The organism is Acidimicrobiales bacterium, from assembly GCA_035533595.1.
Lineage (GTDB): Bacteria > Actinomycetota > Acidimicrobiia > Acidimicrobiales > Bog-793 > DATLTN01.
Genome location: DATLTN010000008.1, coordinates 1 through 11565 on the forward strand (window position 1 = coordinate 1; position 11565 = coordinate 11565).

At 70.5% G+C, this 11565-nt stretch carries 16 protein-coding genes; 9 read left to right on the forward strand and 7 right to left on the reverse strand.

The window, feature by feature from the left end; translation table 11 throughout:
• The first annotated feature begins 148 nt into the window (after positions 1-148).
• Positions 149-550 carry a YjbQ family protein gene (locus VNF07_01825; GenBank protein HVB04972.1) on the forward strand — a complete coding sequence of 134 codons (402 nt, stop codon included), beginning with the start codon at positions 149-151 and terminating at the stop codon, positions 548-550.
• Between the two features lie 8 nt (positions 551-558).
• On the opposite strand, the gene VNF07_01830 is transcribed toward VNF07_01825, so the two are convergent.
• Positions 559-681, reverse strand: coding sequence for a hypothetical protein (locus VNF07_01830; GenBank protein ID HVB04973.1), 123 nt, complete (start codon positions 679-681; stop codon positions 559-561).
• Between the two features lie 43 nt (positions 682-724).
• The gene (locus VNF07_01835) at positions 725-868 is read right to left on the reverse strand and encodes a hypothetical protein (GenBank protein HVB04974.1); all 144 of its coding nucleotides are present in this window, start codon (positions 866-868) and stop codon (positions 725-727) included.
• Positions 869-1142: 274 nt separating this feature from the next.
• Here VNF07_01835 and VNF07_01840 point away from each other — a divergent pair, with 274 nt between their 5' ends.
• The 3 genes from VNF07_01840 (at position 1143) to VNF07_01850 (ending at position 2634) form a co-directional block, all read left to right on the forward strand.
• Positions 1143-1295 (forward strand): hypothetical protein, encoded by a 153-nt coding sequence (locus VNF07_01840; GenBank protein HVB04975.1) that lies wholly within the window; start codon positions 1143-1145, stop codon positions 1293-1295.
• Entirely contained in the window at positions 1292-1768 is a 477-nt protein-coding gene (locus VNF07_01845; GenBank protein ID HVB04976.1) for a DUF1810 domain-containing protein, read from the forward strand. The genes VNF07_01840 and VNF07_01845 overlap by 4 nt, the downstream gene beginning before the upstream one ends.
• Positions 1769-1854: 86 nt before the next feature.
• Positions 1855-2634 (forward strand): alpha/beta fold hydrolase, encoded by a 780-nt coding sequence (locus VNF07_01850; GenBank protein HVB04977.1) that lies wholly within the window; start codon positions 1855-1857, stop codon positions 2632-2634.
• 26 nt (positions 2635-2660) lie between these two features.
• Here VNF07_01850 and VNF07_01855 read toward each other — a convergent pair whose 3' ends face one another.
• Positions 2661-3110, reverse strand: a complete 450-nt coding sequence (locus tag VNF07_01855; GenBank protein HVB04978.1) for a cupin domain-containing protein — start codon at positions 3108-3110, stop codon at positions 2661-2663.
• 76 nt (positions 3111-3186) lie between these two features.
• On the opposite strand from VNF07_01855, the gene VNF07_01860 reads away from it, so the two are divergent.
• Both VNF07_01860 and VNF07_01865 read left to right on the forward strand, forming a co-directional pair.
• Positions 3187-4269: a hypothetical protein gene (locus VNF07_01860; GenBank protein ID HVB04979.1), complete on the forward strand. Its 1083-nt coding sequence runs from the start codon at positions 3187-3189 to the stop codon at positions 4267-4269.
• Between the two features lie 100 nt (positions 4270-4369).
• The gene (locus VNF07_01865) at positions 4370-4930 is read left to right on the forward strand and encodes an isochorismatase family protein (GenBank protein HVB04980.1); all 561 of its coding nucleotides are present in this window, start codon (positions 4370-4372) and stop codon (positions 4928-4930) included.
• Between the two features lie 8 nt (positions 4931-4938).
• Here VNF07_01865 and VNF07_01870 read toward each other — a convergent pair whose 3' ends face one another.
• The 3 genes from VNF07_01870 to VNF07_01880 all read right to left on the reverse strand — a co-directional run bounded on the left by VNF07_01870 (position 4939) and on the right by VNF07_01880 (position 6947).
• A complete protein-coding gene (locus VNF07_01870; protein ID HVB04981.1) occupies positions 4939-5430 on the reverse strand; it encodes an inorganic diphosphatase in 492 nt (163 codons plus the stop codon).
• 67 nt (positions 5431-5497) lie between these two features.
• Positions 5498-6211 (reverse strand): cysteine hydrolase, encoded by a 714-nt coding sequence (locus VNF07_01875; protein HVB04982.1) that lies wholly within the window; start codon positions 6209-6211, stop codon positions 5498-5500.
• A 46-nt stretch (positions 6212-6257) separates the two neighbouring features.
• Positions 6258-6947: an alpha/beta fold hydrolase gene (locus VNF07_01880; protein HVB04983.1), complete on the reverse strand. Its 690-nt coding sequence runs from the start codon at positions 6945-6947 to the stop codon at positions 6258-6260.
• Between the two features lie 170 nt (positions 6948-7117).
• Here VNF07_01880 and VNF07_01885 point away from each other — a divergent pair, with 170 nt between their 5' ends.
• Positions 7118-7903, forward strand: a complete 786-nt coding sequence (locus VNF07_01885) for a class I SAM-dependent methyltransferase (protein HVB04984.1) — start codon at positions 7118-7120, stop codon at positions 7901-7903.
• A gap of 141 nt (positions 7904-8044) precedes the next feature.
• Here the strand turns inward: VNF07_01885 and VNF07_01890 are convergent, their stop codons facing one another.
• Positions 8045-8587 (reverse strand): sulfocyanin-like copper-binding protein, encoded by a 543-nt coding sequence (locus VNF07_01890; GenBank protein ID HVB04985.1) that lies wholly within the window; start codon positions 8585-8587, stop codon positions 8045-8047.
• Between the two features lie 951 nt (positions 8588-9538).
• Here VNF07_01890 and VNF07_01895 point away from each other — a divergent pair.
• Together VNF07_01895 and VNF07_01900 are read left to right on the forward strand one after the other, a co-directional pair.
• Positions 9539-10165 (forward strand): alpha-ketoglutarate-dependent dioxygenase AlkB, encoded by a 627-nt coding sequence (locus VNF07_01895; GenBank protein ID HVB04986.1) that lies wholly within the window; start codon positions 9539-9541, stop codon positions 10163-10165.
• A gap of 485 nt (positions 10166-10650) precedes the next feature.
• Entirely contained in the window at positions 10651-10911 is a 261-nt protein-coding gene (locus tag VNF07_01900; protein HVB04987.1) for a hypothetical protein, read from the forward strand.
• The last annotated feature ends 654 nt before the right edge of the window (positions 10912-11565 follow it).

The window sequence follows — 11565 nt, forward strand, 5'->3', positions numbered from 1 at the left end:
AGGCGCTCGGCTTCGACGTCAGCTTGATCGAGAAGGCTGCATAGCCCTTCAGTCCACCGACAACTTCACCCGTTCCTGCCGGACCGCGGCCTCGACGCGCGCGCCCAAGTCGGTGTCTGGGGAAGGCATTTCACCCTAGAAGAGAAGCATGGAGACCATCGAGATCACCGTCGAGAGCGCCGCGGAGCTCGTCACGGAGCTGACCTGTGAGCTCGGCCGCTTCTGCAGCGGGCGTGGCGACGGCCTGGTGAACGTCTTCCTGCCGCACGCCACCGCGGGGATCGCGCTGATGGAGACGGGCTCGGGGAGCGAGGCCGACCTCGCCGACGCCATCGACCGGCTGCTGCCGACCGACCGCCCCTACCGACACCAGCACGGCTCGCCGGGGCACGGCCGCGATCACCTGCTGCCCTGCCTGGTCGGGTCCTCGGTGACGATCCCCGTGCAGGACGGCCGACCGCTCCTCGGCGTCTGGCAGCGCCTCGTCCTCGTCGACAGCAACCGCGACAACCCGCTGCGCAAGGTCCGGTTCAGCTTCCTCGCCGGCTGACGCGCCGGTCACCGCCCCGCCATGTCGACGAAGTCGGCGGCCGGCCGCTCGAGCCCCTGCACGATGCGCATCGCCACGTTCATCGAGGCGGCGATGCGCGCCCGGCGGAGGCCCGTGAGCTGTCTCGGCATGCAGCCGAGCAGCCCCAGCTGCGGCCAGGTCAGCGCGCTCGCGTCACAGGCCGGCGAGCGCCTCGTAGAGGTGGGCGAGGTTCCACCGGAGGCGCCGGTCGGGGCCGGCGGGCGGCAACCCCCCCCGCCGTCGACCCGTTCCCCGGAGGAGGAAGCTCTCGGGGGAGCGGCCGAGCCACCGCAGCATGAAAGCGCGTGCTGGCAGCTCGTCGTTCCCCGCTCGCCCATCCCCGTGAGCGTCGACGGGCTGATGGGATGATCGTGCCGGCGGCTGTTCAGCTCGCCCGACAGCTCCCAGATCTCGTCGGCGACGCCCCGCCAGCTGAGGCCGCGCTCGGCGTCGAGCGCCGCGAAGAGGCCGCGGCCGTCGAAGTCGTAGAGGACGGCGTCCGACGGGCCGCCAGCCCAAGGAACGCCATCCTCTCGGAGCGCGGCGTGTGCGCGAGCGCGACGATGCGGGGGTGCTGGTCCGGATCGACGCCCTCCCGAGCGGGGCGCCGTCGAGCACCGGTGCGCTCGCGGCACGGGCCGGCCGGCGCTCGCGTACCGGCGAGCAGGCCTTGCTGTGTGCCGGGATCCGCCGGCCGCGCCGCTCCTCCTCGGCGCCGGCGTGAGGGGGCCCGCGCGCGGCGACCGGCACGACGAGCCGTTCGACCTCGAGCGCTTCGCCGCAGCCCAGGAGCGCGACGGCAGCTACCCGCGCGCGCTGGCGGAGCTCCGCCGGGGAAGGAAGTCGACGCACTGGATGTGGTTCGTCTTCCCCCAGCTCGTCGGCCTCGGCCACAGCGACACGGCGCGCTACTACGCGATCGGCTCCCTCGAGGAGGCGGCGGCGTACCTGGAGCATCCGCTGCTCGGGAAGCGCCTAGTCGAATGCGGCGCGATCGTCGAGGCGGAGCAGCGGCCGATCGAGGCGATCTTCGGTGCCGTGGACGCGTTGAAGCTGCGTTCTTCGATGACCCTCTTCCTCCGCGCCGCGCCGGCCGGCGAGCGTTTCCAGCGGGTGCTCGACCGTCACTTCGCGGGCGAGGCGGACGCGCGCACCGACACGCTGCTCGCCGCCGCCCGGTCGGCGGGCACGCCCTGACGGCGCACCAGCGCCAGGCCGCGGGCCCCGCCGGGGGTCGTCACGGCGCTGCTACCTTCGTCGGCGACGACGGGGGGGGGACGACCTTGGCAGCACTCGCCTACGAGCGACACGGAAGCGGCGAGCGCGTCGCGCTGCTGCACGGCGCGAACCAGAGCGCCCGCTCCTGGCGGCGGGTGAGCGAGGAGCTCGCCACGACCTGTGAGGTGCTCGCCGTCGACCTCCCCTTCCACGGCCGCTCCGCGGAGGTCGCCGTTCGCGACGTGCCCGAGCTCGGGGCGCTCCTCGGCGAGACCGTCGGGCGCGCGACCTACGTCGGCTACTTCGTCGGCGGGCGGGGGGCGATCGAGCTCGCCCTCGCCAGCCCCGATGCCGTCGAGCGCCTCGTCGTCATCGGCTCGGTGGCGGGCGTCGGCGACCCGGCGACGCGCCAGCGTCGCCTCGAGGAGCAGCGAGCGATCATCGAGCGCCTGGAAGCAGCCGAGCCCGCCGCCACCGCGTACTTCCGCGAGTCGATCGAGGCGCGGCTGCGCCGCCCCGACTTCTTCCTCGACGCCGAGGGCGAGGCGATCGAGCGGGCCGCCAACCTCGAGAACACGCCGCGCGGCCTCGCGCAGTTCCACCGCCACCTCGGCCTCGGCCCCGCCGACCGGCACGGGCGCCTCGCCGAACTCGAGATGCCGGTGCTCGTCGTCGCCGGCGCGCTCGCGCCGCCGTTCGTGGCCCTCGGCGAGGAGCTCGTAGAGCTGATCGGCCGCAACGCGACGCTCGCCGTCCTGGACGACGCCGGCCACCCCGCCCCCTTCGAGCGGCCGAACGAGTTCGCCGGGATCCTCCGCGACTGGATGGCCGCGGAAACCCCCTGACCACCAGCCTCTGCTCCGGGCGGGGCTCAGGCCGTCGGAGCTAAGGCCGTCGCGGCGCGGGTCGCGGCGGGGGCCTCGGCGTCGTCGAGGCGAGCGGCCGTGCGGACCATCACCGTCATCGGACCACGGCACTCGTAGCGGTAGGGGGTCCCCGGCCGAAGGGCGATGCCTTCACCGCCGCGCACGACGGCGATCTCCTGCCCGTCCTCGCCCGAGAACACCGCCTCGCCTTCAAGGACCAGCCAGGCCGCCTCGTCCCCGTGCTGGTGGAGGAAGTTCTCCCCCTGACCCTCTTGGCACGCCTGCACGTAGACCGCGAGACGCTCGCCGCGGACGAGCGGCGAGCGCGCCACCTTGCCCTCGCCGCGGTCCATCGCCTGCAGCGCGAAGTGCCGGAAGCGGTCGTCGGCGGCGAGCGGCTCGACGAGGGGATGGCGCCAGGAGAAACCGTCCGTTGACGACTGCAGCTCTCTCACGACCCGCTCCTCGATCCTTGGCCCGTCCACAAAAAACAGTACACTCGCCGGACCTATTCCAGCCCCAGGGGGATCGATGGCCCGCACTTTCAGCCGCCCGCGCCTCGGCGCGCTCGCAGCGCTCACCGCACTCGGAATTGCCGCCACGGCGCCGCTCGCCGCGAGCAGCGTGCCGGCGAGCGCGAAGACGCCGCTGCAGCGCGGCCTCGCCTTCTACCGTGGACAGACGATCAGCTTCATCTCCGACGGCGCCCCGGGCGGCGAGTTCGACACCATCGCCCGTGACCTTGCTCCCTACTTCTCGAGCTACCTCCACGCGACGGTGAACGTGGAGGACATCTCCTCGGGAGCGACGATCCCCGGGCAGAACTTCGCCGAGGCGGCAGCGCCGAACGGCCTCACGATCGGCGAGATCAACGCCGTCGGTGACGCCGCGAACGTGCTGACGCACACGCTCGGGATCAACTTCAACCCCGCCCGAGTCGCCTACATCGCCTCCTACGGCCCGAGCCCGCTCGTGCTCCTCGCGACCCCCGCCTCGGGGATCACCTCCTTCGCCCAGGTGAAGAACGCGACCACGCCCTACCGGGCGCTCACCCAGGCGACCGGAACCGGTCCGACGATCACCCGCTCGATCATGGGCGTCCTGCACGCCCCGGTGAACTGGCTCACCGGCTACGCCAACGCCGGCCAGCAGGTGGCGGGCTTCCAGCGCGGCGACGGTCAGCTGGCCTGGGTGACCCTCGGCGTCGGCGGCCCGCTGATCCAGGGTGGCGCGGCGAAGGTGATCGCCGCCACCTCCAAGGCGCCGAAGGGCATGGCCTACGGGCGCCTCATCGCGAACGTGCCGACCACGGCCGACCTCTTGAAGCAGTACCCGGCGAAGAACCGCTCGGAGCGCGCGGCCTACGCCGCGGTGGCGCTCATCGACCAGATGGCGGCAGTGCTGCCGATCTTCACCCAGACGGGGGTCGACGCCACCAGGGTCGACGCGCTGCGCGCCGCGGCGAAGTGGGCCTTCCAGCAGTCGAGCCTGCGCACCGAGCTCCTCAACCAGGGCCAGAACGACCAGTACGCGGACCCGGTGGCGGCGAAGCAGGTCTACATCGACACCCTGAAGGACGGCGCCGTCCTCGTCCCTTACTTCAGCGCCACCTAGCGCGCGGCCGGCGAGCGCCGCCCCCCTCGGGAGGGCGGCGCTCGCCGCTCCGCCGGATCGGCGCCTACCGTTGGTGGCAGGCGAGCGTGAGGAGGAGGCCATGACCACACTCGAGAACCGCCCGAACACCGCGCTCCTCGTCGTCGACCTCCAGAACTGCGTCGTCGCCGCGGCCGTCGCCCGCGACACGGTGGTCGCGAACGTCGGCCGCCTGGTCGAAAAGGCGCGACGCGGAGAGGTCCCGGTCGTCTGGGTCCAGCACTCCGACGAGCAGATCGTGCGCGGCTCGGACGACTGGCGGATCGTCCCCGAGCTGTCGCCGCTCGAGAGCGAGCCCCTCGTCGAGAAGAGCTACGGCGACTCCTTCGAGGACACCACGCTCGAGTCGGTGCTCGCTGGCCTCGGCGCCGGCCGGCTTGTCGTCGCCGGCGCGCAGACCGACGCCTGCATCCGCTCGACGCTGCACGGGGCGCTGGCGCGCGGCTACGACACGACCCTCGTGAGCGACGCCCACACGACCGAGGACCAGTCGGAGTGGGGCGCCCCGCCCCCCGAGCAGGTCATCGCGCACACCAACCTCTACTGGAGCTACCAGACCGCGCCGGGACGCACCGCAGGAACGGTCGGGACCGACGAGGTCGACTTCGGCGCCGCTCCCTGAGCAGCGCGTCAACCCTGCGGCGCGGCGCTCCGGCGGGCGGTCGCCGCCTCGATCTCCCGCTCGGCGGCCGCCCGGTCCGACCAGGAGAAGTCGCCGACGCCCTTCCCGGACTCGAGGACCTTGTACTCCTGGAAGAAGTGCTGGATGGCGTCGACCTGGAAGCTCGGGAGGTCGCCCAGGTCCTGCAGGTGGTCGTAGCGGGGGTCCCCCACGGGAACGCCGATGACCTTCGCGTCCGGTCCGTTCTCGTCGGTCATCTCGAAGAGCGCGATCGCCCGTGAGCGCACGAGGCAGCCGGGGAAGGTCGGCTCCTCGAGGAGGATGAGCGCGTCGAGGGGGTCACCGTCCTCGCCGAGGGTGCCCTCGATGAAGCCGTAGTCGGCGGGATAGGTCATCGCCGTGAAGAGCGTGCGGTCGAGGCGGATGCGGCCGGAGTCGTGGTCGACCTCGTACTTGTTCCGCTGCCCCTTCGGGATCTCGACGACGACCTCGTAGTCCACAGCTCGAAGGATAGGGAGCAACCCGCAGCGGCCCCGCGCGAGGTTCGCGGTGCGGCGCCTTCGGACTTCAGCCGGCGACGGCCGGGGCGATCACCCGCGAGGGCCGACGGAGCGCGGTGACGATCTCCTCCGCGCTCTGCACGTCGGCGAAGCTGAGCAGCAGGTTGGCGAGAGTGGCGTTGTGCACCGCGTCCGAGTGCGTCGCCGTCGCGTCCGCTGCGAACAGCACCCGGTAGCCGAGCTGCATCGCGTCGCGGGCGGTCGACTCACAGCAGACGTTCGTCACGGTGCCCGACACGATCACGGTGTCGACCGCCCGCTGCTGCAACAGCTCCGGGAGCGCCGAGGCGCCGGTGACGAACGGACTGAACCGTGTCTTGTCGACGACCTGGTCGCTCTCGGCGACGTCGAGGCCGTCCCACAGCTCGAAGTAGGGCGAGCCGGGGGTGAACGCCGCGATCGTCCGCTCCCGCGCCGCGGCATCGCCGAGACGCTCGAGGTAGGTCCGCCAGCTGGCGGTCATCGCCGTGTCGAGGTTCATGCGCAAGAAGACGTTGACGCCACCCGCGTCGCGCACCGCGGCGCTGATCGCGTTCACCTGGGGAACGATCTCCCGCGCCATCGCGCACTCGCGCGGCGCACCCTCTTCCATGTAGCCGTGCTGCAGGTCGACGACCAGGTGGGCGGTGCGCGTCGGTTCGAGATCGTCGAGGATCTGCGGGCGCGGTCCACGGGTGGCGACACGCTGTAGCACCTCCTCGGGGATCGCGACCCTGTGCATGGCGTCACGGTACCCGCCGCGCTGCCCCGCTCCGCTACGCCCCACGTCAGCGACGTGCGTACGCGGCGATGATCTCGGCGAGCTCCGCGGGGTGCGAGAAGAACGGCGAGTGCGACGAGGGAAGCTCGAACACGTCGCCCGCCTGGCGGGCCATGTCCCGCTGGTCGTCGGGGTGGATCATGTGGTCGTCCGTGCAGACGACGTATGCCGAGGGGATCGTCCGCCACGCCGCGGGCGCGCTCGACGCCGCTCCCTTCGCACCCGCCGGGACGACCCGCAGGCGAGCGACCGCCTCGCGCACGAGGTCTTCGGGGCAGTCGTGGTAGTAGGCGTCGCGCGCGGCCTCGAGGGGCGGAAGGCCGTCGATCTCCGCGAGGGAGAGCGCGGCCGGTGTCGGGCGGTGGTGCGGCGCTCGCGTCGCCCCCTCGGGGAGCATCTGGGCGGCGACGTAGACGAGTCGGCGGACCTTGTCGGACCCCGCGGCGGCCATCGTGATCACCCGCCCGCCGCGCGAGTGACCGACGAGGACGACCTCCCCCGGTGCCTCGTCGATCGCGCCCCGGACCGTCGCGACGTCGTCCGCGACGGTGGTGAAGGGCAGGTCGGGCGCAACCGAAGCCACACCCAGCGAGGCGAGCTCGGCCTGCACGAGGTGCCAGCACCAGCCGTCATGGCTACCGCCGTGGACGAGGAGCACGCTCGCCTGCCCGTCGTCGGATGATCTGTCGTCGCCCACCGCTGCTCCTGACCTGGCCCCGATCACCGGCGCCGGGGGGCGCGGCGCGCCGCTGCGAGATTGCCACAGCAAAGGGGCGGCCCGACGAACGCCGCGACCGAAACCCGCCAGCGGCGGCACCCGGCGGCGGCGAACATCGACGCCAACGGACCCGACCACGCGAGGAAACGATGTCTTCGGACCCCAGTAGCTATGTCTTCGGAAGTGCCCAGAACGACCGCATCCGCGCCGCCGAGGAGTACTTCGACGACGGCAGCAAGCGGGTGCTCAGCTCGATCCCCTTCGACCGGCAGGGCACCTCGCTGGAGGTGGGTGCGGGCGGGGGATCGATCGCCCGCTGGTTGAGCGAGGCGGCGGAAGGCGACGGCCGGGTGATCGCGACCGACATCGACGTGACGCCCCTTGCAGGCGGAGCCCCGCCCGACCGGATGGAGGTGCGGATCCACAACATCGTCGATGACGACCTCGAGCCCGAGCCCTTCGATCTCATCCACGCGCGCCTTCTGCTCGAGCACCTGCCGGCCCGCGAGGAGGTGCTCCGGAAACTCGTCGGTGCGCTCCGCCCGGGTGGCTGGCTCGTCGTCGAGGACGTCGACTACGCCGGCGCGGTGCCAGTCAGCGAGTTCGGCGCGAGCCTTCACGAACACGTCCAGTCGGTGCGCCTCGCGGAGTTCGCGAAGAACGGCATCGACCACTACTTCGGCCGGCGCCTGCCGGAGCTGATGCGGGAGGCCGGTCTCGTCGAGGTGCAGCACGACGGACGGGTCAACCTCATGGAGGGTGGCTCGCCGGGCGCTCGGTGGTTGAAACTGTCCCTCATGCACGTCCGCCCACGGCTCGTCGGGCCGGACAAGGTGACCGACGCGGAGATGGACTCGATGCTCGAGCTCCTCGACGACCCGAGATGGTCGGCCTTCGGACCGATCATGATCGCCGCCTTTGGCAAGAGGCCGTAGCGGGCGGACGACTCCCACCGCCGGCGCCCACCCCGTCCGCCGGAACAGGGTCCGTTCGCTACCCGATGGCAGCGACCCCCACGCGGTGACCCAGCTGCATTCAGGGACGCCGTCCGCGCCATCCAGCGGCTACGGCCCCGATCAGCCTCGGGGCGAGAGGGCGTGCGTGCTCGTCCTCACCGACGGGCTCCCGCCACCTGTCACGACGAACCAGTCCCACATCCCATCGGCCTCATGGCCCACGACGAGGCACGCGATGCGGTAGATGCCAACGGCAGACGCCACGAAGCTGAAGGTCTCCGTCGTGCCGTACCCGCACCCGCTCACCGCGTCCGCAATCGTCGCACCATGAAAGGCAACCGCGCCGCCGGTCGGCGAAACGATCCGACCCAGCTCGCCGGCGACGACAGCGCAGGAGTGGGTGAACGCAGTCGACGCGTTGGTGCAGGTGACGTCGACGGTCCAGCCCTTTGGCACCGACACGCGCAGCTCGCCGTGGCCATACCCGTCGAAGTTGAAGCCGTTAGAACCGTCCGTCTCGGCTGCGACGAGGTCGAGGTGGACGGTCTGGGTCTCGTCGTCAACGGTCAGGATCTTCGAGGACAGGTACGGCTTCGCCGCGGGCGACCCGCACCCTGCCGCGACCGTGGCGAGCACAACCGCTGTCGGGCCGAGCAGCGCCATCGGGGTCCGCCGACGGGGACGAAAGCGCCGACGCGCGCGAGATCTTCGACCGAGCACCAATTTCAACCGTACTCAGCAGAGGCAACCGGCCGTCGCCGCTCTAGGGCACTCGTCGGGCGCTCGCAGGTCGGGTTTTCGGACGGGTTATGCGGGTCCAGCGGGGCGGCGACGAGATGGGCACGGTGCTGATTCGCCGAGCGAAATTGATCGTGACCTGCGCCGTCGTCGCCGGGGCGATCGGCTACGGGGTGTCGTGGACCGTCGGCCGAAGGCCGACGGGAGGCACGGTGATCAGCCTTCCAGATGGTCGGGCGCGTTTCGGGACGGTTGAGCCTCGTCACGACAAACAGTCCACGAGGGGTGTGCGGCTCGTCAAGCAGATCGGCAGGCAGGAGATCGCCGTCGGGACGCCCCTCGCGTCGTTTCAACGGAACACCGCGACGCATCCGATCGTGGCCAGCGGCCCGGGGTCGTTCGGCTCTTCGAGGGAGCACGCCGACGGGGCCAGCGGTGTGGCGGATCTCGGACTCATCGGGAGCCGCGCTGTAGAAGACGACCGCTCCCAAGCTCGTCCGACCCCTGCTCGCCGCGGACGCGAGCGGGCTCTACCTCGCCGGCACCGGTTCATTTGGCGGCGTCGGCCACGTCTCATCTTCCACGTGGGCGTCCGCACACACTCTGTCGACGCAATTCTCGGGACCGGGGCGACGCCCGCCGTGTTGGAGTTATGACGTCCTTTCAGGTGCAGCGGCTTGATCACGGCCACCCGTCTGTACGCGATCGGTCGGATTGCGTTGCACGTCGAGAACGGCCACAGAGCGCTCGTACATCGACGCCTCGCGTCTGGCCGTTTCGCTCCCATCGTCTCGAGGCCTTAAGCCGTGCCTTCCACCAAGACGGCTATTGCCTCTCGATCGAACAGATGTTCGCACGAGCGCTAGGCTCGGACTCGTGGTCGCGATCCAGGGTTCGCTACTTGGTCTCGGTTCTGAGGTGCAGATCGGCGCCCTTGAGTCTGGTCTTGAGCGGCTCGAGCTCGGCGACGGCGCTTGGCTCGATGTCCGACGCGGCTGGATCGAAGGTGGCGATGTCGTGTTCTCACGCCTGGCCGACGCGGTGCCTTGGCGCGCTGAGCGGCGGCCGATGTACGACCGGGTGGTCGACGTCCCGCGTCTGCTCGCGTTCTATGACGCCGGCGAGCCGTTGCCGGATGGCGTGTTGCTCGAGATGCGCGAGGCGCTGCGCGGGCACTATCGCGGTACGCCGGGCGACGACGTCTCGACAGCAGGCCTTTGCCTCTACCGCGACGGGCATGACAGTGTCGCCTGGCACGGCGACCGTTTCGGGCGCGGTAACTCCGCGGACGTTCTCGTAGCGATCACCTCGTTCGGCGCAACGCGGCCGTTCCTTGTGAGGCCGCGCGGCGGCGGTCGGTCACTGCGCCTTGTTCTCGATAGCGGCGACCTGTTGGTGATGGGCGGCTCCTGCCAGCGGACCTTCGATCACTGCGTGCCGAAGACCACTCGGCCTGTCGGAGGGCGAATCAGCGTGCAATTTCGCAGCGCGGGAGTCCGCTGAGCAGGGGCACTCAAGCTCCGGAGCTCCGCGAGGAGATCGCAATGATCCTCGACTTGTCCTGAAGCATCGTTGCCCCAGCCGGCTCGGGGATGGCCCCGTCGTGCAGGCGATTACCAAGAACCTCACCGTTGCAGGCCACGATCGCCCAGTCGGGACCTTCGTCGCTGACGCCGGCTACTCGTCGTCGGCCAACCCTCTCGTCGTGACCGGTTCCGAGGTGCTCACCCCGAGCATGATCACTGAGCTAGACGGTCCGCGACGGTCCGCGTCTTGCCGAACGCGAGGGGTCGTCGAGCGCGTCGATCGTCTCGCTGACACCGCCGTCCACCCAACGCTCCAACGGCCGGAACCGTTCATGCGACGGCCTCGCAGGGGATGAGGTTGCGGGTCAGCGTCTTGTTCGGTGCGTGCAACCTGAGTGCGAAGATTGCGCTTGCTCGGATTAGTGCCGAGCGCCAAACCCTGAATATGAAGGAGACCTGCGAATGTCACGACGAACAAGGCTGCTCATCTGTGAGCTCACGGCAACGCTGCTGCTGCCCGCGGCGGTGGTCGTCTTGCCGACGACTGCAAATGCAGCTCCCTCGGCCAACGCGAGCTGCAGCGGCACGATCGTCGCTGCGACGAATCACGACAGCGGGCCATTCGGGGCGAGCGGCAACCCGAACGCTTCGGCCGGCCCGGGCTACTTCCTCCACTCCGGCGCTCACGAGGGCATCACGACGATCCGCGCCGAGTTCTGCTGACGGTTCGTTCCGGGCCCGCGCACCGTTCCACAAGCTGGCGGAAAGTGGCGCTTCCTTATGACCTCCGAGGGCGGTCATCGCGAAGCTCAAGGACATCAAGTGCCGTGCCCCAATTTGCTCAAGTCAGTCGGGTCAGCGGCTTGGCTGCAGACACGGGATTGCGGCCGTCCCTCAGGCGCGTCGTCGATCAGCGGCCGGTAAGTCTGGATAAGGGTCCGCGCCGTGTTGGATTGCGCGATCGCCCGGGCATTCGCGCCGGTCACAGTGTCGGCACAGTGCAATCAATCCGGTCTCGGACCCTAACCACCCCGCATCCGAAGCTCCGAACCTCGATGAGCTCCAGACGCACAGCGTCTGGGATGCCGGAGGTGAGGGCCATGCCCCGGCCTATCGCCACCGGCTCGACGACCAGGCAGAACTCGTCGATCAGACTCTGACGGGCCAGCGCGGCGGCGGCTCGGGCGACCTTCCAGGCGACCAACTCGGCGTCTTCCGGGACTCTCGCCCCGGGGTCGCTTCCGGAGCACCGAGACCGTTTCTACGTCGATGAGGTCCGGAGCCGCGAGCTGCTCCTGGGTTAGGAGTTCCTCGCGCGCTCGGCGGCCGTCCTCGCCATCGTCGGCGAGTGCGTTCGCAAGGACCGACGCGTCCAGG

Bases quoted from the DNA above. Each gene is read 5' to 3' on its own strand.
- VNF07_01875 (HVB04982.1), bottom strand. From the start codon at position 6,211: ATGCACAGGGTCGCGATCCCCGAGGAGGTGCTACAGCGTGTCGCCACC.
- VNF07_01825 (HVB04972.1), top strand. From the start codon at position 149: ATGGAGACCATCGAGATCACCGTCGAGAGCGCCGCGGAGCTCGTCACG.
- VNF07_01890 (HVB04985.1), bottom strand. From the start codon at position 8,587: ATGGCGCTGCTCGGCCCGACAGCGGTTGTGCTCGCCACGGTCGCGGCA.
- VNF07_01835 (HVB04974.1), bottom strand. From the start codon at position 868: ATGCTGCGGTGGCTCGGCCGCTCCCCCGAGAGCTTCCTCCTCCGGGGA.
- VNF07_01860 (HVB04979.1), top strand. From the start codon at position 3,187: ATGGCCCGCACTTTCAGCCGCCCGCGCCTCGGCGCGCTCGCAGCGCTC.
- VNF07_01900 (HVB04987.1), top strand. From the start codon at position 10,651: ATGTCACGACGAACAAGGCTGCTCATCTGTGAGCTCACGGCAACGCTG.
- VNF07_01885 (HVB04984.1), top strand. From the start codon at position 7,118: ATGTCTTCGGACCCCAGTAGCTATGTCTTCGGAAGTGCCCAGAACGAC.
- VNF07_01830 (HVB04973.1), bottom strand. From the start codon at position 681: ATGCCGAGACAGCTCACGGGCCTCCGCCGGGCGCGCATCGCCGCCTCG.
- VNF07_01865 (HVB04980.1), top strand. From the start codon at position 4,370: ATGACCACACTCGAGAACCGCCCGAACACCGCGCTCCTCGTCGTCGAC.